Annotated in this window: 19 protein-coding genes; 15 read left to right on the top strand and 4 right to left on the bottom strand. The window is 29.8% G+C overall.

Annotation, left to right across the window (positions count from 1 at the left end):
- From citF to citG, 5 genes are all read left to right on the top strand, one after another.
- Entirely contained in the window at nt 1-1,548 is a 1,548-nt protein-coding gene (gene citF, locus K0040_RS04970; RefSeq protein ID WP_228107839.1) for a citrate lyase subunit alpha, read from the top strand.
- Nucleotides 1,549-1,761: 213 nt separating this feature from the next.
- Entirely contained in the window at nt 1,762-3,117 is a 1,356-nt protein-coding gene (citS, locus tag K0040_RS04965; RefSeq protein ID WP_228107838.1) for a citrate/sodium symporter CitS, read from the top strand.
- Nucleotides 3,118-3,226: 109 nt separating this feature from the next.
- A complete protein-coding gene (locus tag K0040_RS04960; protein WP_228107837.1) occupies nt 3,227-3,439 on the top strand; it encodes a hypothetical protein in 213 nt (70 codons plus the stop codon).
- 21 nt (nt 3,440-3,460) lie between these two features.
- Nucleotides 3,461-4,477, top strand: a complete 1,017-nt coding sequence (citC, locus tag K0040_RS04955) for a [citrate (pro-3S)-lyase] ligase (RefSeq protein ID WP_228107836.1) — start codon at nt 3,461-3,463, stop codon at nt 4,475-4,477.
- Between the two features lie 29 nt (nt 4,478-4,506).
- Nucleotides 4,507-5,862, top strand: coding sequence for a triphosphoribosyl-dephospho-CoA synthase CitG (citG, locus tag K0040_RS04950; RefSeq protein WP_228107835.1), 1,356 nt, complete (start codon nt 4,507-4,509; stop codon nt 5,860-5,862).
- A 59-nt stretch (nt 5,863-5,921) separates the two neighbouring features.
- Here the strand turns inward: citG and K0040_RS04945 are convergent, their stop codons facing one another.
- Nucleotides 5,922-6,605, bottom strand: a complete 684-nt coding sequence (locus K0040_RS04945) for a GntR family transcriptional regulator (protein WP_228107834.1) — start codon at nt 6,603-6,605, stop codon at nt 5,922-5,924.
- A gap of 384 nt (nt 6,606-6,989) precedes the next feature.
- Here K0040_RS04945 and K0040_RS04940 point away from each other — a divergent pair, with 384 nt between their 5' ends.
- The 8 genes from K0040_RS04940 to K0040_RS04905 all read left to right on the top strand — a co-directional run bounded on the left by K0040_RS04940 (nt 6,990) and on the right by K0040_RS04905 (nt 12,274).
- Nucleotides 6,990-8,405 (top strand): oxaloacetate decarboxylase subunit alpha, encoded by a 1,416-nt coding sequence (locus K0040_RS04940; protein ID WP_228107833.1) that lies wholly within the window; start codon nt 6,990-6,992, stop codon nt 8,403-8,405.
- A gap of 16 nt (nt 8,406-8,421) precedes the next feature.
- Complete coding sequence (locus K0040_RS04935; RefSeq protein WP_228107832.1) at nt 8,422-8,688, top strand: OadG family transporter subunit; 267 nt, start codon at nt 8,422-8,424, stop codon at nt 8,686-8,688.
- Nucleotides 8,689-8,734: 46 nt separating this feature from the next.
- A complete protein-coding gene (locus tag K0040_RS04930) occupies nt 8,735-9,076 on the top strand; it encodes a biotin/lipoyl-containing protein (RefSeq protein WP_228107831.1) in 342 nt (113 codons plus the stop codon).
- A 28-nt stretch (nt 9,077-9,104) separates the two neighbouring features.
- Nucleotides 9,105-10,238: a sodium ion-translocating decarboxylase subunit beta gene (locus K0040_RS04925; RefSeq protein ID WP_228107830.1), complete on the top strand. Its 1,134-nt coding sequence runs from the start codon at nt 9,105-9,107 to the stop codon at nt 10,236-10,238.
- A 77-nt stretch (nt 10,239-10,315) separates the two neighbouring features.
- Nucleotides 10,316-10,813 (top strand): phosphate-starvation-inducible PsiE family protein, encoded by a 498-nt coding sequence (locus K0040_RS04920; RefSeq protein ID WP_228107829.1) that lies wholly within the window; start codon nt 10,316-10,318, stop codon nt 10,811-10,813.
- A 267-nt stretch (nt 10,814-11,080) separates the two neighbouring features.
- Nucleotides 11,081-11,410, top strand: a complete 330-nt coding sequence (locus K0040_RS04915) for a PadR family transcriptional regulator (protein ID WP_228107828.1) — start codon at nt 11,081-11,083, stop codon at nt 11,408-11,410.
- A gap of 3 nt (nt 11,411-11,413) precedes the next feature.
- Complete coding sequence (locus tag K0040_RS04910) at nt 11,414-11,857, top strand: permease prefix domain 1-containing protein (protein ID WP_228107827.1); 444 nt, start codon at nt 11,414-11,416, stop codon at nt 11,855-11,857.
- A gap of 42 nt (nt 11,858-11,899) precedes the next feature.
- Nucleotides 11,900-12,274 (top strand): DNA polymerase III subunit delta, encoded by a 375-nt coding sequence (locus K0040_RS04905; protein WP_228107826.1) that lies wholly within the window; start codon nt 11,900-11,902, stop codon nt 12,272-12,274.
- Nucleotides 12,275-12,389: 115 nt separating this feature from the next.
- Here K0040_RS04905 and K0040_RS04900 read toward each other — a convergent pair whose 3' ends face one another.
- The gene (locus K0040_RS04900; RefSeq protein ID WP_228107825.1) at nt 12,390-13,322 is read right to left on the bottom strand and encodes a DMT family transporter; all 933 of its coding nucleotides are present in this window, start codon (nt 13,320-13,322) and stop codon (nt 12,390-12,392) included.
- Between the two features lie 384 nt (nt 13,323-13,706).
- Between K0040_RS04900 and K0040_RS04895 the strand changes: the two genes are divergently transcribed.
- Nucleotides 13,707-14,498: an epoxyqueuosine reductase gene (locus K0040_RS04895; protein ID WP_228107824.1), complete on the top strand. Its 792-nt coding sequence runs from the start codon at nt 13,707-13,709 to the stop codon at nt 14,496-14,498.
- A 102-nt stretch (nt 14,499-14,600) separates the two neighbouring features.
- Here the strand turns inward: K0040_RS04895 and K0040_RS04890 are convergent, their stop codons facing one another.
- Nucleotides 14,601-16,103 carry an alanine/glycine:cation symporter family protein gene (locus tag K0040_RS04890; protein ID WP_228107823.1) on the bottom strand — a complete coding sequence of 501 codons (1,503 nt, stop codon included), beginning with the start codon at nt 16,101-16,103 and terminating at the stop codon, nt 14,601-14,603.
- 375 nt (nt 16,104-16,478) lie between these two features.
- Here K0040_RS04890 and K0040_RS04885 point away from each other — a divergent pair, with 375 nt between their 5' ends.
- A complete protein-coding gene (locus K0040_RS04885; RefSeq protein WP_228107822.1) occupies nt 16,479-18,452 on the top strand; it encodes a YgiQ family radical SAM protein in 1,974 nt (657 codons plus the stop codon).
- 129 nt (nt 18,453-18,581) lie between these two features.
- Here K0040_RS04885 and gltS read toward each other — a convergent pair whose 3' ends face one another.
- Nucleotides 18,582-19,784 carry a sodium/glutamate symporter gene (gene gltS / locus K0040_RS04880; protein WP_228107821.1) on the bottom strand — a complete coding sequence of 401 codons (1,203 nt, stop codon included), beginning with the start codon at nt 19,782-19,784 and terminating at the stop codon, nt 18,582-18,584.
- Between the last annotated feature and the right edge of the window lie 196 nt (nt 19,785-19,980).

Here is a 19,980-nt window from a genome sequence, read left to right as displayed (position 1 = left end):
ATGCAAACTAAAAGAGTAAGTAATGAAATGTTAAAAAACATAAAAGGCTACCAAGATAGAGAAGCTTACGTTGCTCCATACGCTTCATTAACTGGAGATAATAAAGTGAATTCTGATAGTTCTAATATAAAAGAACAAGTAAGAAGAGATAAATTAGTTTCATCTTTAAGAGAAGCTATAGAAAAATGTGAAATAAAAGACGGAATGACAATATCTTTCCACCACCACTTTAGAGCTGGGGACAAACTTTTAATGCAAGTTGTTGATATATTAGCTGAAAAAGGGATAAAAAACCTAAGAATAGCAGCGTCATCACTAACAAGTGCTCATAATGGTTTAGTTGCTCATATAGAAAATGGTGTAGTAAACAGAATAGAAACATCAGGACTTAGAGGTAAATTAGCTCAAGCTGTTTCTGAAGGAATACTTGAATACCCAGCTGTTATACGTTCTCACGGAGGTAGAGCAAGAGCAATATCTTCAGGAGATGTAAAAATAGACGTAGCATTTTTAGCTGCATCATCAGCCGACTGTATGGGAAATGCAAATGGCGTAAAGGGAAAATCCATATGTGGATCTATGGGATACGCTAAAGTTGACGCTGATTATGCTAAAAAAGTTGTAGTTGTAACTGATACATTAGTTCCATATCCAAACTTTCCACAAAGCATACCTCAAACACAAGTTGACTATGTTTGTGTAGTTGACGAAGTAGGTGATTCTTCAGGAATAATGTCTGGGGCTACTAGATTCACAAACAATCCAAAAGAGTTGTTAATGGCTAAAAGAGTAGTTGAAGTTATGAAAGCATCCGGGTTATTTGTAGATGGATTCTCAATGCAAACTGGTTCTGGTGGAGCGTCTCTAGCAGTTACAAGATTTGTTAAAGAAGAAATATTAAAAAGAGATATAAAATTAAATTATGCCCTTGGTGGAATAACTGCACCAATGGTTGATCTATTAGAATCAGGATTAGTTGACCAATTATTCGATACACAAAGTTTTGATTTAACTGCAGCTGAATCTTGTGGTAGAAATGAAAAACACGTTGAAGTAAGTGCAGATTTTTATGCTTCAATAGGAAATAAAAGTTCAGCAGTTAATAAATTAGACTTCGTTATATTATCAGCTTTAGAAATAGATACAGATTTCAACGTTAACGTTATATCTGGCTCTGATGGTGTGATAAGAGCAGCATCTGGCGGACATAGTGATACAGCTGCAATGGCTAAAATGTCTATAATTACTGCACCACTTACAAGAGGAAGATTATCTACAATAATAGATAAAGTAACTACTGTTGTAACTCCAGGAAGCACAGTTGATGTAGTTGTTACTGATTATGGAGTAATAGTAAATCCGACTAGAACAGACTTAATAGAAAAATTCTCTAAAGCTAAAATCCAAATGTTAACAATGGAAGAAGCAAGAGCTATGGCTACAAGACTTCTTGGCACTCCAAAAGAAATAGAGTTTACTGACGAAGTAGTAGCAGTAGTTGAATATAGAGATGGAAGTATTATAGATACGATAAGAAAAGTTAAATAGTAAAATTAAATAGTTAGTGATTTCCTAAAAATATATTAATTGAATAAAATGATTAAGTTATTAATGCATAATTTAATAACTTAATCATTTATCAATATTCCTTAGTACCTGAAAAGTTGAGAAAAGGATTTTTGAACTTTGCTTGTTAGCTGAAATATTAGCTTTATAGAAATATTATAATAATCATATTAGAAAGATTGGAGAAATGCAAAAATGGCAACAATATCTGCAACTCAAAAAAGAGTTAATAAAGAAACGATGAAAATATTCGGTATGGCATGGTATGTATTTGCTGCAGTAGCAGGAATTGCATTAGTAGCTATGTTTGGTGGATACTTACCGAATAATACAGTAGGAGCATTTGCTATACTTTATACTTTAGGTATAATTTTAGGATGGATAGGTGATAGAATACCTATATGGAATACTTATATAGGTGGAGGATCTATACTTGCATTCTTAGGGTCTGCATATTTAGTTTATAAAGGTATAATACCTGAAGCTACAATAGAAACTGTAAAAATATTTATGGATACAACAGATTTCTTAGATTTATTTATAGCAGTACTTATAACTGGTTCTATATTATCAGTTAACAGAAAGTTATTATTAAAAGCTTTTGCAGGATATTTACCAGCAATATTAGCAGGTATATTAGGAGCGATTATTTTAGGAGTAGCTGGTGGTATGTTAGTAGGAGTTTCTCCAACTGATGTAGCAACAAAATATGTATTACCTATAATGGGTGGAGGTACTGGTGCAGGTGCTATACCAATGGCAGATATATATGCTAAAGCAACTGGAAATGATCCAGCACCATGGTTATCATTTGGATTATCTATATTAACAATAGCTAACATAATAGCTATTATATCAGCTGGTGTATTAAATAAAATTGGAGAATTAAAATTTGGGAAAGCATTAAGTGGTAATGGTGAGTTAATAAGAAATGCTGAAGATTTATCTAAATTAGAAGATAAAGAAGAAGTAAAAGTGACTCAAAGAGATATAGCTTGTGGTTTAATATTAGCTTGTGCATTTTATGTTGCAGGAAATATACTATCTAAAGTTGTAGTTATACCTCCATTTGAAGTGTTTGGTTCAGTTGTAAAACTAGATATACATAGATTTGCATGGATGGTTCTATTAGTTGCAGCAGCTAATGTCGCAGGTGTAATACCAGCTGAATTAAGAATAGGTGCTAATAAATTACAAGGATACTTCTCTAAGCAATTTTTACTAGTTATAATGTGTGGTGTTGGTATAGCTTTAACTGACTTAGGTGAGTTGATAGCTGCATTCACTTTAGGAAACGTATTAATAGCAGCTTTCATAGTTTTAGGAGCTATAATAGGATCTGGATTAGTTGGATGGTTAGTTGGATTCTATCCAATAGAAACTGCTATAACTGCAGGGCTTTGTATGGCAAACAGAGGTGGTTCAGGAGATTTAGCAGTTCTAGGAGCAGCTAAAAGAATGGAACTTATATCATTTGCACAAATATCTTCTCGTTTAGGTGGAGGATTAATGTTGATAATAGCATCTATAGTATTTGGTATATTCTGTTAGTGATCTCGGGGATTAGTTAAAAATAATATACTAAAAAGCTATCAATAAGAAAAAGGTATTGTGATTTGCAATACCTTTTTCGCTTAATTTATGAATATAGAGGTGCACCATGAGTAATAAAACTAAAAATAAAAAGAAAAAAAATAATAATGAATTATTGAAAGAAATAAGAGAAGAAGGAATGTTTAAAGAAGCTAGAGAGTTTACAAATAAAAAGAAAAAATATGTGGCAGCTAGCGATAAAGACCAAATAATGATGTATGTACTTTTATTAGTTGCATTATTAGCATTTGTAGTAATAAATAGAATATTTGGTGTATAGCAAGTAAGGGCGGTGTAGAACGTGTATTATAATGTAGAAAGTATAAATTTAAAATCAAATTATGAAACTAAGGAAGTAAAAAAATTTTTAGAAAAATTTAGTTTGAAGTATGAAGATGTTGATTACACTGTAGTAATAAGAGAAAATAATGATATTATAGCAACATGTTCTAAAAAAGAAAATATATTAAAATGTTTTGCTATAAATGAAAATTATCAGGGGCTAGGATTATCTAATAACTTAATATCGAAAGTAACAGAACAATTATTTTTAGAAGGCAAATATCATAGTTTTATATTCACAAAGCCTGAAAATCAATTTTTATTTGAAGGTTTGGGATATAAAAATATATTTACTACAGATAAGGTAAGTTTATTAGAAAGTGGAAATAAAAATATAAATTCATATTTAGATAAATTAAAAAATGATTATAAAATAGATGATAATAAAGAATACGCAGCTTTAGTGATGAATTGTAATCCGTTTACATTAGGTCATAGATATATAGTAGAAATAGCAGCAAAAGAAAATGAAAATGTAATAATATTTGTAGTGGAAGAAGATAAATCAGCATTTACCTTTGAAACAAGATTTAAACTTATTAAAGAAGGAACCAAAGATTTAAAAAATGTAACTGTAATACCAGCAGGAGAGTATGTAATATCATCAGCAACTTTTCCTAATTATTTCTTAAAGAAAAATGATGATGAATTAAAAGAATATACAAAGTTAGATTGTAATATTTTTGGAAAATATTTTGCAAAAATATTTAATATTAAAAGAAGATATGTGGGTACTGAGCCTCATTGTAAAGTAACAAATACTTATAATATAAGTATGCAGGAAATATTGCCTAAATACAATGTTGAAGTTAAACTTATAAATAGAAAAGAATTACAAAATGATGCTATAAGTGCATCTAAAGTTAGAAAATTATTAAAGGAAGGTCATATAGAAAAAGTAAAAAATTTACTACCTAGAGCAAGTTTTGACTTTCTACTTAGCAAGGAAGGTGAATTGGTAATAAATCGACTATAATAATAGCTTATATTTTTACCGAGGATAATATGAAATTAATAACAGAATTTTTATATGATAGAGACAAAAGAGTTTCTTATCAAGAACAATTATTAAAAGAAAATGAAGATAAAACACTAGTTACAATTAGAATAAACTACCCTGGAATAGAAAAATCAAACTATATAACTGATGACATTGTTAATACTGTTTATAATGATATACAAACATATTATGGGAAATATATAGTTTTTAAACATAAATACAAAAATAAAGAGGGTATAATAGCTCATTTATTATTTGACTTAGATTTTGTAAATGTTAAGAAAATAATGATAACTATGGAAGAAGAACACGTATTAGGAAGATGTTTAGATATAGATGTATACATTATGAAAAATAAAAAAGTAGTAGGCATATCTAGATCTGATTTATTAAAAAGACCAAGAAAGTGCTTTATATGTGATTTAGATGCAAAAATTTGCTCTAGGGCACAAACTCATAACATGGAAGAAATAAAAACTTACTTTGAAGAAGTATATAAAGAATATAAAGAAATAGAAAAAAAAACAGAAAATTTATCTTATGATGTATCTCAAATAGGGCTTAAAGCAATGATAAGCGAAGTATCCACTTTTCCTTCGTTTGGTTTAGTATCTCCTGTTAGCTGTGGAGCTCACAAGGATATGGATTACTATACTTTTTTAGACAGCGCTCTAGCTATAACACCTTATTTAAAAGAAATGTTTAAGATTGGATATACCTATCATAATCCTGAATATATATTTAATGCTATTAGAAACACTGGAAAAACATGCGAAGAAAAAATGTTTGAAGCAACAAATAATATTAATACTCATAAGGGTATGATATTTCTTATGGGAATTACAATAGCAGCTATAGGTAAGGTTATGTATGAAGATAGGGGCTTTAATGAGATACAATCTATAATAAAAAATATGGTCAAATGCATATTAGATGATTTCAAAAATTTAGATAAAAAAGAATTTTTAACTCATGGAGAAAAACTTTATTTACAATATGGATTTACAGGAATAAGAGGACAAGTTAAAGATGGTCTTTCTGTATTATTTAACAATATAATAGATAAATATAGTTATAGCCAGTTAAAAGAAAATGATATGTATAATCAAATATTAATAGAACTTATGTCAAAAGTAGAAGATAGTACTATAGTATATAGACATGATATAAACACTCTAAGAAAGGTACAATCAGATGCTAAAGAACTATTAGATTTGGGAGGAGTACTTACTGACGTTGGTAAAAAAAGATGTTTAGAATTAGAAAAACTTTATATAGAAGAAAACATAAGTCCTGGAGGTTGTGCCGATTTACTTGCTATAAGTATATTGCTACTTAATGTGAAAAAATTAATGTTTTAATTTGTAAATTAAAAAATCCTATTGTAGATGATACAAATATACAATAGGATTTTTTATATCTATATATTAAATTCTTGCAAAACTACATCTAATGAATCGTATAAATGTTTTTTGATTATCATTTCGGATAAGTCTCTATCACGTTCTACTATAGATTTTATAATTTGTCTATGCTCTAGTATTGCCTTTTCTCTTCTAATACTATCTTCTATAGAAATAGTTCTAAATCGATGAAGGTAATTATTTAAATTAGATATCATATTAGGTAATATTTTCATTTTACTTAGCTCATAAAGTTGAGAGTTGAATTCACCAAATAATTCTATAACATTATTTATATCATCTCTTAGGTTAGCCTCGTGTGTTTCATCTAATAATTTTGTAATTCTATCAACATCTGATTGGGTAATATACTTCATGGATTCTGTCGCTACTAATAGTTCTAGAGAACTTCTTATTTTATATATTTCTATAACATCTTCTTTAGTTATTCTGTTAACGACAACGCCTAGTCTAGGAACATATTTTACCAATCCTTCTTTTTCTAATTGTTTAAGAGATTCTCTAACAGGAGTTCTACTTATATTAAGTCTGTCTGAGTATTCTTTTTCTATAAATCGTTCTCCAGCAGGAACTTTATGTTCAATTAATGTTTTTTTTATGCTTTCGTAGACTACATCTTTTATAGGTCTATTTTGTGATAAATCAGTATTGTAGACAAATTCATTCATCCAATTTCTCATAATTTTTTCCTTTCCAATAAATATATTTACATTAATCTAATTGTAGTCAGGCAAACGATTTATAGAGGGATAAACCATTGCTAGCGCATACTAAAAATAGAAATAGTTGTATGAATTACTAGCTAATATCAATACATAAATTTATATTAATTGCATATGATATTTAGCCTTAATACATAAAAAATGATTTAAATTTAACAATATAATACAATAAAAAACAAATTTAGACAAGTGAAAAGAACACTAAAAGAACTTGGTATAAGATAATTTGATATATATAATAAATTATGCATAGGAAATACGGAATAACTGAAATAAGAAGCATTGTACAAAATTATGGAAATGTTATTCTTAGATATATTTATGGGAGGAATACACAATAAGATGAGTAAGTTAAAAATAACTGAAACGGCACTAAGAGATGGGCATCAATCCTTAATGGCTACTAGACTTAGGACAGATGAAATAATACCAATCTTAGAAACTATGGATAAAGTAGGATACTACTCAATGGAAGTTTGGGGAGGTGCTACATTTGACTCATGCATACGTTTTTTAAATGAAGATCCTTGGGAAAGACTTAGACTTATAAGAAAACATGTAAAAAATACAAAATTGCAAATGTTACTTAGAGGTCAAAATTTATTAGGATATAGACATTATGGAGATGACACAGTAGACAGATTTATAGAATTATCTATAAAAAACGGAATAGATATAATAAGAGTTTTCGATGCGCTAAATGATGTTAGAAACCTAGAAGAATCTATGAAAGCTATAAAAAAATACAAAGGACATTGCCAAGTTGCAATATCCTATACAACAAGTCCAGTTCATACAACTGAGTACTATGTAGAACTAGTTAAGATTGTTGAGAGAATGGGTGCGGATTCTATATGTATAAAAGATATGGCAGGAGTTTTAACTCCATATAATGCATATGACTTAGTTAAAAAATTAAAATCAACTACTAAATTACCAATAGAATTACATACTCATTGTACAGGTGGGATAGCAGAAATGACATATATGAAAGCTGTTGAAGCTGGAGTAGATATTATCGACACTGCAATATCACCACTTAGTGGTGGAACAAGTCAGCCACCAACAGAATCTATAGCAGTAAGTTTAGGAGAAATGGATAGAAATCCACAATTAGATATGGATGCTCTTTTAGAAGTAGCTGAATACTTCAAACCAATAAGAGATAAATACATGGAAGAAGGAATATTAAACCCTAAGGTATTATTAACAGATCCCCAAACTTTAAAATATCAAGTTCCAGGAGGAATGTTATCAAATCTATTATCTCAAATGAAGCAACAAGGTGCAGAAAGTAAATACGAAGAAGTATTAAACGAAGTACCAAGAGTTAGAAAAGACTTAGGATATCCTCCTCTAGTTACACCACTTAGTCAAATGGTTGGAACTCAAGCATTATTTAATGTTTTAACTGGACAAAGATATAAAATGGTTCCAAAAGAAATTAAAGACTATGTAAAAGGATTATATGGACAAGCTCCAGCTGAGATAGATGAAGAAATTAAAAAAATAATAATTGGAGATGAAGAAGTAATAACAGTGAGACCAGCAGATTTAATAGGAAGTGAATTTGAGGCAATGAAAAAAGAAATAAAACATTTAGCTCAAAATGATGAAGACGTATTAGCTTACGCGTTATTCCCACAAATTGCTCCAAAATATTTAGAAGTTAAATATAATAAATCTACACCAGTAGTAGAAGAAAAAGAAGAAAAAACAGTAGAAAGTAATATAACACACATAGAAGTAACTATGTAGAGAATAGGTGGTTAATATGCAAACAACATTTATGGAAGCTATCTCTATTACAGTATCAAGTATGGCGATAGTTTTAGCTACTTTGGCTTTAATAGCACTTATATTAAGTTTATTTAAATTTTTATTTAAACCTGAACAACCTAAGGTTAAACCAGTTGTAAATAAAGTGGTAGAAGATAATGACGAAGAAAAAATAGTTGCAGCTTTAGTAACATCTATAATAGCTGCAGAACAAGTTCAACACACTAACTTCCATATTAGAAGTATAAAAAGAGTTAAATAATTTTTATTAAAACAATTAAAATACATAAAATGAAAGGGAGATAAAAATGAATATAAAAACATACAATGTTAAATTAAATGGAAAAGTTTATGAAGTAGAAATAGAAGAAGTAAAAGCAGGGAAAAAGCCAAGCATGTGTGCTGCACCAGCGCAATCGTCTGAACAAGCAGGAGAAGGACATGAAGTAGTGGCACCATTACAAGGAAGTATGTTTAACATATTAGTTAAAGAAGGTCAAACTGTTAAAAAGGGTGATGTATTAGCAGTATTAGAAGCTATGAAAATGGAAAATGAAATAGTATCACCAGTTGATGGTAAAGTATCTGCTATACATGTGGAAAAAGGACAAAACGTAAATCTTGGAGATATAATTTTGCAAGTAGCATAAGTAAAAACAGCTTAAGGAGGTAAATGATATGGGTCAAATGATATTAGACTTCATAATGGAATCGGGATTCGCACAAATGGACATTAAACAAGTAATAGTTATAGCCTTAGCTTGCTTTTTCTTATACTTAGCCATAGCAAAGGGGTATGAACCTTATTTATTAATACCAATAGCAACTGGAATGTTACTTGCAAATATGCCAGGTGTAGATTTAATGAAAGCAGCAACAGACAGTGAAAAAGGTGGATTATTATACTACCTGTATCAGGGTGTAAAACTTGGTATCTACCCACCATTAATATTCTTATGTATAGGTGCCGGTACAGACTTCGGACCAATGATAGCAAACCCTAAAACAATGTTACTTGGTGGAGCAGCACAATTTGGTGTATTTTTTGCATTCTTAGGAGCAATAGCTTTAGGATTTACAGGTCCAGAAGCAGCATCAATTGGTATAATCGGCGGAGCAGATGGACCAACTGCAATACAAACAACAGGTGCTTTAGCGCCACACTTATTAGGAACAATAGCTCTAGCAGCATATTCATATATGGCTTTAGTACCAGTTATCCAACCGCCAATAATAAAAGCTCTTACAACTAAAGAAGAGAGAGCTATAAAAATGGAACAAACGAGACCAGTTTCTCAAAAAGAAAAAATAATATTCCCAATAGTAGTTATGATAGTAGTTATAGGATTACTTCCTACATCTGCATCCCTTGTAGGTATGTTAATGTTTGGAAACTTAATAAAAGAATCAGGGCTTGTTCCTAAATTAGTAGAAACAGCTCAAAGTTCATTAATGTATATAATAACTATATTATTAGGATTAACAGTTGGAGCTACAACTAATGCAGAAACATTATTAAGTACTCAAACTCTTGGAATAATAGCAATGGGACTTGCAGCATTCTCAGTAGGAACTGCTTCAGGTGTCTTAGGTGGAAAACTAATGTGCAAACTAACTGGAGGAAAAGTAAACCCAATGATAGGTGCAGCTGGGGTTTCAGCAGTACCTATGTCATCGAGAGTTGTTCAAAAAGTTGGACAAGAAGAAAATCCTTCAAACTTTTTATTGATGCATGCCATGTCTCCAAATGTTTCAGGAGTCATAGGATCAGCAATAGCAGCGGGTATTTTACTTAAAGTATTTGGTGCATAATTTATAAATAAAAACTTAAATAGGTTCTGATAAAATAGTTATAAAAAATAAATGTATTTCCAAAAGGAAAATTTACGATGATAAATATACACGATAAAACATTATTAAAGGCTTCAAGGTATTTTGAAATAGCATTATCAGTAATTATACTTATACTTGTATTGTTAGGAATGGTAGATTTGATGAGAAGTATATATGAGGCATATATAATAGATTTTAAAACACCAGTTGAATACACTCAATTAAATAGTTTTTTAGCACAAGGATTACTATTAGTAATAGGAGTAGAGCTTGTTGTTATGCTTAGCCTACACATACCAGGTGTATTGATAGAAGTATTATTATGTGCAATAGCTAGAAAGCTTATATTACTTCCAAAAACAGCAGGTATGGCCGACTTATTATTAGGGGTTCTTTCTATAGGATTAATATTTGCTATAAGAAAATACTTATTGGGAGCAGAAGAGAAAGGTTGGAGTTTAAGTAAATTATACAGACTTAATGTATCAGAAAATAAAAAAAGTATTAAAAATAATGTTAAAGATAGAGTTACCATTAATCTAAGTAATAAATAAACAATAAAATATTGACATTATGAATTATAAGATAGCCTTAATAAAATGTAATGAAGTTAGTGCAGAAGTAAGCAATAAAGTAGTTTAAGTTTTAAAATAAATGAACTAGACAGTGAAAATAAAATTGTTATAAAAATAACCTTCTATTTATAATAGAAGGTTATTTTTATATAATTTGTTATTGCAAAGTAATAGAAAACAATATACTATTAAAATACAATGTACTTCATATAATGAGGTAGTACATAAAGGGAGGTGAATAAGTTTGTGAATTTAAATAAAGAATTACTAAAAGGTCATATTGATACTTTGATTTTATCAATACTAAATCATGAAGATTCTTATGGGTATGAAATTGCCAAAATAGTTAAGGATGAGACCACATTTGAACTTAAAGAAAGTACAATGTATGTTTCATTAAAAAGATTAGAATCTAAAGGATTGATAAAGTCTTATTGGGGTGACAATCAAGATTCAGGAGGCAGAAGAAAATACTACAATATAACAAAAGAAGGAAAAGAAGACTTGCATGTAAAGATTGAAGAGTGGAATTTTATACAAGAAGTTATGAATAAATTTTTAAATAAGGGGAAATAAATTATGAAAACTATAGAGGGATATTTGAATAGATTGTATAAAAATGATGATAGTAAAGATGCAAAAGAAATAAAGGAAGAGATAAAAGAGCATTTGATAACTTCTGCTAAAGAGTATATTAATCAAGGGTATTCAGAAAATGAAGCACAAAATAAAGCAATTGAACAATTTGATGGGGGAAACGATGAAGAAGCGTCTGTTGAACTACGCTCAATATATACAAAGAAAATAGATGTAAAAAAGGAAAGAGTAAAGAAATTAGCAAGCTTAAGATTAAAAATACTTAATGCTTTTGGCTGGTTTTTTGGTGCAGCGTGTTTGGTTACTTATAACAGTTTTTATAAAAAGGTGCCTACTTGGTTAATAGTAGTATTAACCATATTAATAAGTGTAGTAATTATTTTGAGTATTATAATTGTCATTTTAAAGAAAACTATAGAAGATTAATTAATAGTTAGGTCTTAGATAAAATTTCATGGGGGGATATATATGAACCAAAAATCGTCATTAAAAGAAAGTATAAATAGTACAGAAGGATTAAATTTAAACAAAAAAGTGAAGTTATTTAAAGATACTAAATGGATTTCATTTGGAACTTATGTAATGACTGTTGAGTGTTATATTACTCATAAAGGTGTGGTAAGTTATGTGCCTATGATAAATATAATAAGTCATGAAGAGACTAGCACAGTTAAAGCATCACATAATGGGGAAAGTTACTACATAGAAAATAAAGAATTATGCAAAAACGTATCTATAGGTGATAAGATAATAGTTACTATTAAATATTCTTATGACAAAGATGATAATCTAATATATACGAATGTTCACCATAGTCATCCTTATCCACTAACTGATATTTAAATAAATAGAAAATTTAACAGATTATGAATATAAACAAACATTTAATTATAAAAATATTGTATAAAAAAGCCTCCTATAAAATAAAAAAGGTTTTGATAGAAGGCTTTTAGAATTTCTATTCTATTAAATCATTTTCATCAGTAGAAGTAGCGCACTCTACTGTTGTAAGCCTTTGATTTCTAAATGGTTCTAAAAAACTTTCTTTATTAAACATAAATAATCCAGCTAAAATAATTATACCACCTAAAACTGTAGCTTTATCAGGAACTTCACCCATCATTACAAACCCTAATATTGTAGTCAAAAATGGCGTAACAAACATATAATTACTTACATAGGTAGTTTTTTCAGCTATAGAAATAGCCTTTGCCCAGGCAATATATGCAAGAGCAGAAGAAAATATTCCAAGAATTAAAACATATATTATATGTTCAATTGGAGCATGTAAAGTGGGACCTACAGATGAAGGTAAGAACACGCATAAAAATAAAGTTCCAATGAAAATACTATAAGTACTAGCTTCTAAAGCTGTATACTTCTTTGTTAATTTCCTTTGAAGCAAATTATAAGTAGCTAGACAAAGTGCAGCTAGCAATAGCCAGAATACACCTTCATTAATAGATAAGGTACCGTTCATTAAAGTTAATACCAAGATTCCTATAAATTCAATTCCTATGGCAAGCCATTGATACATTTTAAGTTTTTCTTTATAAAAGAATGATGCTAAAAATGCTGTAAATACAGGAACCATTGCAATTACAATACTGGCAGTGGCAGAAGTTACAAGTCCTGTACCTTTTGTGAATAGAATTACATAGATAAAAAATCCAATACATCCAGAAAGTAAATAGGTAAGAAAATCTTCTTTCTTAGGCTTATTAATTTTCATAAAATAAATAATTACAACTAAAGTTAATGATGCTGATAAGTATCTTAGAAAACTTAGTGTGTATACATCAAAATATTGAAGGGCAAGCCTAGTAAAAACAAAGGCCATAGCCCAAAATACTATTGTTATAAGTGCATAAAAATGATAGTTTTTCTTCATAATATTTACCCTCCTATAGTTTTATTTTCAATTAAAAAATATATTAATAAGTGAATTATAACAGTTGCAAGTATCTAATAGCAATGTAAAATAAATGATAACTAAGATGAATTGGTATATAATTTAAGTAAGAGATAAAATTTTAAAATAGTAATATATTTAGGGGGATAATATGGTACAAACTATAATAAGAGTGGGAAGTCTTGTATTATTATTTATAATAGTAACTAATATTTGGTCACAAAAAAGAGCAAAAGATGAAGAACAAAATAAAAATAACAAAAAGAAATAGCAATTAGACATTAGAGCATCTTGGAAAAGATGCTTTTTTAGATCTACAGTTAATTGTATTTAATGAGTTTTTATAAGAAAAGGGGGAGTTCTATGAAAGATTTAATTAAGAAATATATAGTAGATTATGTGAGGGAATATGAAAAACAAGATGATATAAGTACAACGTGGAGAGAACCTTTAGTTGGCTTTGCTGATGCTAATCATAAAGATATTTATTGCATAAGAGAGTATACTTTTGAAGAACATTTAATGCCTAGTGATATATTAGAGGATCCAACGATTATTATTGCTTATTTTGTTCCTTTTACTAAAGATATAGCTCAGTCTAATATTGTTGGGAAATTAGCCTCAGAAAAATGGATATTAGCTTATCAAGAAACCAATAATATGTTTATTAAATTGAATGATTATCTTATAAAAAAAATAGAAAAAATGGGATATAATGCAGCAATATGTGAAGTGGCTGGTGATTTTAAAGCGGATATATTAAAAAGTAAATGGTCCCATAGGCATATAGCCAAAATAGCAGGTCTTGGAACTTTTGGAATTAATAATATGTTGATTACGAAAGAAGGATGTTGTGGAAGATATTTTACTATAGTTACAAACTTGCCTGTAAGCCCAGATAAGCCAATAGAAAAAGAAAATTGTTTGTATAAAAGGAACAAAAGTTGTTTGGTATGTGTAAAACGTTGCTTTAGTGGGGCTTTAAATGAAAATAATTATGATAGATTTAAATGTTACGATACTTGTATGAGAAATTTTGACAATTACGAAAATCTATATGGAAATAAAAAAGAGGGAAAAGGTAAACCAAGAGGAGGAAGCCAAGTTTGTGGGAAATGTGTAGTAAATTTGCCGTGTTCATTTAAACAACCTTAAATATAATTTTTTACGCGAAAAAGAGCTAAGCCTCCTTAGCTCTTTTCCTGGTACATTTTTTAGGAATTTTATTTTATTACCAAATTACGGATTGATTACAAATTAAGGTTGAGGAGTATTATCTCCACTTGCAATTCTTTCTTCCCAGAATGTAGCACCTTTTATTCCAAGTGGTTCAGGGTCAAAGGTTATATCATCTCTAGGAATTCCAAGTTTCATTTGTCTTTCATAATCTTTGAAGCATTTAATAACTGTATTAGATAAAAGAACTATAGCAACTAAGTTTAGCCATGCCATAAGTCCTACACCAATATCACCCATTGCCCATGCAAGGCCTGCACTCTTCACACATCCAAATGCAGTCATAGCTAATAATACAAATCTTAATACATTAATTGTAGCTTTACTACCTTGGCCTTTTTTAACTTTTTTAACTAAATAAGTTAAGTTTACCTCTGCTATATAGTAGTAAGCCATCAAAGTAGTAAATGCAAAGAAGAATAATGCTATGGCAACAAAGGCAGAACCAAATCCAGGAATTAAAGTATTTATAGCATTTTGAGTATAAGCTGGGCCTATTTCTGGAACACCTAATTGGGGCATATTTTCAACGATTACTTTTTGACTTCCTTCGTAATAAGTGTTGTAGCAACCAGTCATCATAATCATAAATCCAGTTGCTGAACAAACAAATAATGTATCAACGTGAACAGAAAAAGCTTGAACAAAACCTTGTTTTGCAGGGTGTGATACTTCAGCAGCAGAAGATGCTTGTGGTCCAGTACCTTGACCAGCTTCGTTTGAGTAAACACTGCGTTTTACACCCCAAGCAATAGTAGAACCAATTATACCACCAAAAGTTGCTTCTGCCCCAAAAGCCGACTTGAATATTAATACCAATATTCCAGGTAAATCAGCTATATTAACTGCAATTATTATAAGTGCCATTAAGATATATGCGCCTCCCATAAAAGGAACAATATATTCTGCTGCAGAACCTATTCTTTTTATACCACCAAATATTATAAGAGCAAGAAATACAACTAATATAACAGCTGTAATATTAACATTAAGACCAAAAGCATTATTTACAGATACTGCGATTGAGTTAGCTTGAACGCCAGGAAGTAATATACCTATAGCTATAAGTGTAACTACTGCAAACATTATCCCGTAGATTCTAGAAAATGTAGTACTTCCAAAGCCCTTCTCTATATAGTAAGCAGGACCACCACGATATTCGCCTTCATGTTCTTCTTTGTATAATTGACCTAAAGTTGATTCAGCAAAAGCTGATCCTGCACCAAGAAATGCTGCAAGCCACATCCAAAATAATGCTCCAGGACCACCCCAAGCTATAGCTGTAGCAACACCTGCAATATTACCAGTTCCTATACGACCAGCAAGAGCTGTACAAAATCCTTGGAATGAAGATATACCTTGTTCTGATTTTTTACCTCCAAATAATAAAGCAACCATTTCTTTAATGTTTCTAATCTGCGAAAATCTAGTTCTAATGCTAAAATAAATACCAACGCCAAGACAAGTCCATACAAGTGCGATACTCCAAACAACAGAGTTAATACTATTGACTATGTTTTCCATAAAATTCCCTCCTTATAAAATTTAAGAAAATATATAAAAAGAATAATATATAAATATTTCTTTAGTAAATTATAGTCCTATTTTGGTGCAGATTTATATTAAAAATAAGTTAGATATATTAAAAAAAAAATTAACAAAAACGTGAAAATTTAACATAAATAATTGTAACTAATTATGCTATAAAACCTAATTACTTTAAAAATATTACTTTCTTTGTGATATAATAGTTAATCAGAGTTAATAATTAAAGATAAGTAAATAAAAATCTTGAACAAAGAGAATTTTAAGCAAGGGATATGTATGAAACAAAGTAAAGACATATCGTTGTCGAAATGAATGAAACGAATTTTAAATATAGATTGAGCAGGTGATAAAATGGAAAATAAATTTTTACCAATATGTAAAGAAGATATGATTGAAAGAGGATGGGACGAGTGCGATTTCGTACTTGTTACAGGAGATGCTTATGTTGACCACCACAGTTTTGGGACAGCCATAATATCAAGGGTGCTAGAGCATGCTGGATATAAAGTAGGGATAATTGCTCAACCAAACTGGAAAACAACAGAAGATTTTATGAAGCTTGGAAGACCAAGGCTAGGTTTCCTTGTTAACGGAGGAAACATGGACCCTATGGTAAACCATTATTCTGTTAGCAAAAGGCAAAGGGATAAAGATCTTTATTCACCTGGTGGAGAAATGGGCCATAGACCAGATAGAGCTACAATAGTTTATTGTAATAGAATAAGAGAAGCATACGGAGATATTCCACTAGTAATAGGAGGAATAGAAGCATCCCTAAGAAGATTTGCTCACTATGATTACTGGAGTGATCAAGTAAGAAAATCTATATTAGTAGATAGTGGAGCCGACTTATTAGTATACGGAATGAGTGAAAGACAAATAGTTAAAGTAGCAGATGCTATAAATGATGGATTTGATCCTAAATATATAAGTTTCATAGATGGAACTTGTTATATGGCAGATAGTTTAGATGAAGTATACGTAAATTATGTATTAACACCTTCATTTGAAGAAATAAAAAAAGACAAAGTTAAATTTGCACAGGCTTTCAAAATACAAGAAGCAGAGCAAGATCCATTTAGAGGAAAGGCCATAGTTCAACCTCATGGAAATAAATTTATGGTGCAAAATAAACCGGAGCCACCACTAAATAGAGAAGAACTAGACCAAGTATATGCACTTCCATATACTAAAAATTATCATCCATCATACGAAGCAAAAGGTGGAATACCAGCTTTAAATGAAGTTAAATTTTCAATAGTAAGTTCTAGAGGATGTTTTGGAAGTTGTTCATTCTGTGCCATAACTTTCCACCAAGGTAGAGCTGTACAAAGTAGAAGTCATGAATCTATATTAGACGAAGCTAAGGAAATTACACATTTACCAGACTTCAAAGGATATATACATGACGTAGGTGGACCGACTGCAAACTTTAGACAAGAAGCTTGCAAAAAACAAATATCAGAAGGAAAAGGTGGATGTAAACATAGACAATGTCTAGATCCATCACCATGTAAAAACTTAAACGTAGACCACAGTGACTATATAAGTCTTCTTAGAAAAGTTAGACAAGTGCCAGGTGTTAAAAAAGCATTTGTGCGTTCGGGAATTAGATATGATTATGTAATGGCTGACAAAGATAATACATTTATGAGAGAATTAATAAAACATCATGTAAGTGGACAATTAAAAGTTGCGCCAGAGCACGTTGCAGAAGAAGTACTTTACTACATGCAAAAGCCAGCAGGAGAAACTTACGATAGGTTTAGACAAAAATTCTTTGCAATGAATGAACAAATTGGGTTAAAACAATACTTAATACCATATTTAATGTCTTCACATCCAGGTTCTACATTAAGTAGTGCAATAGAACTAGCCGAATATTTAAGAGATATTAAATATCAACCAGAACAAGTTCAAGATTTCTATCCAACACCAGGAACATTATCAACAACAATGTTTTACACAGGATTAGACCCAAGAACTATGAAAGAAGTTTATGTACCAAAATCTAAAACTGAAAAAGCAATGCAAAGAGCCTTACTTCAATATTCTGCACCTAGAAACTATGAATTAGTTCATAGAGCATTAGTTGAAACAGGTAGAGAAGACTTAATAGGATTTGGACCAAGATGTTTAATTAAACCTAAAGAGGCTAGAGGTGCATTAAATAGACAATTTGATAAAAACAAAAAGAATAAATCTAATGATAAAAATTCTAAAGGTGGAAGAAACAACAATAACACTGATAGAAGAAATAGTAAAAGTAATTCAAGAGATAGTAGAAATAATAACTCAAAAGGTAAAAAGAGAACTAAGAGATAGCAACAATAATTATTTTAGAAGTTATGAGTAAAAGAAAATTAATAAAATAATTTGTAAAAAATGAAAACTTAATAAATAATTTATAAAAACCTTGATATATTCATATAGAAATATATCAAGGTTTAATTTTTAGCATATAAAGTTTATAAATAATGTTATTATGGCTGAATTTACAAAGTCGATAAATAAACAACCGACAATAGGAACTACAAAATATGGTGTATGAACAAATCCATATCGGTTAGTTAGTTCATCCATATTTGCAATAGCATTTGGAGTGGCACCCATTCCAAATCCACAAGTTGCAGATGCAAAGACTACAGCTTCATAGTTTGCCCCCATAATTCTATAAGTAACAAAATAAGCAAAGCATCCTACTAGTATAACTTGAGCAAATAACATAATCATAAGAGGTAAAGCTAAATCAAATAGTTGCCAAAGCTTTAATCCCATTAGGGCCATTGTTAAAAAGAATGATAGACTAAGAGATCCTAAAGTCTCGATTTCTTTTTCTACAATTTCTTTCCCAAGGAAATCGTATAGATTTCTTATTATAGCAGCTGCAAGCATTGCTCCTATATATGATGGAAATGTTAATCCTGAGTTTTGAATTAAATCTGATATTATTGATCCAAGTCCCATAGCAACGAACAAGAAAGATGAACCAGTCATTAATTTTTTTAAACATAAAATATTTTGGTTCTCTTCATTAAAATCGCCAACTTCCTCTGGAGGAATAGTGGAATTTTCATCATGAATTGTTTTTATTTTATGATTGTGTATTAGATTTCTAGCAACTAATCCACCAATAATACTTCCCATTATTAAGCCAAATGTAGCTGAGGCAATAGATACTGTTGTAGCACCAGAAACTCCCATGTTTTCTAGCAAAGGGCCAAATGATCCTGCAGTACCGTGCCCCCCTATCATAGGTATAGATGCTGTACAAAGTCCAAGTAATGGTTGTAAATTAAATAGTGATGCTAATGTTACACCTACTATGTTTTGTAATACAACAAGTAAAATTGCAAGGGCGAGAAAAGTAACAACTTTCATACCGCCTTGTTTTAATATTTTAAAACTAGCAGTAAATCCTATGCTAGTGAAAAATGCTGTCATAAAAATTTCTTGTAAAGATGTATCTAAGTTTACAGTTGCTATGCTCGTAGTTTTTAATATAAGAATAAATATTGAAAATATAAATCCACCTACTACTGATGGAGGGATGCAATATTTTGATAGTATAGAAAATTTATTTCTTAAATATTTACCAATATAAAATACAATGGAAACTAAAGCCATGGTCTCATAAATGTTTAAATTAAATTCCATTTTTGATTAGTCCTTTCTATGTAATGATTTTTAAAAATGTATAATATATATATGATATATTATAAAAATTTTAATGTAAAGATAAATTATAGAATGAATATATCAATAAATTTATTTATACGTCTAAGTGTATAGACAAAGTATTAAAAAAAGTGTATAATAATTGACTATTAACTGTGAAGGTTGAAAGGAGAAA

The sequence above is a fragment of the Terrisporobacter petrolearius genome (assembly GCF_020748185.1).
In the GTDB taxonomy this organism is placed as follows: Bacteria; Bacillota; Clostridia; order Peptostreptococcales; family Peptostreptococcaceae; genus Terrisporobacter; species Terrisporobacter petrolearius.
Note: the sequence above shows the minus strand (reverse complement) of the source record. Positions and strands in the feature narration are given on the sequence as shown.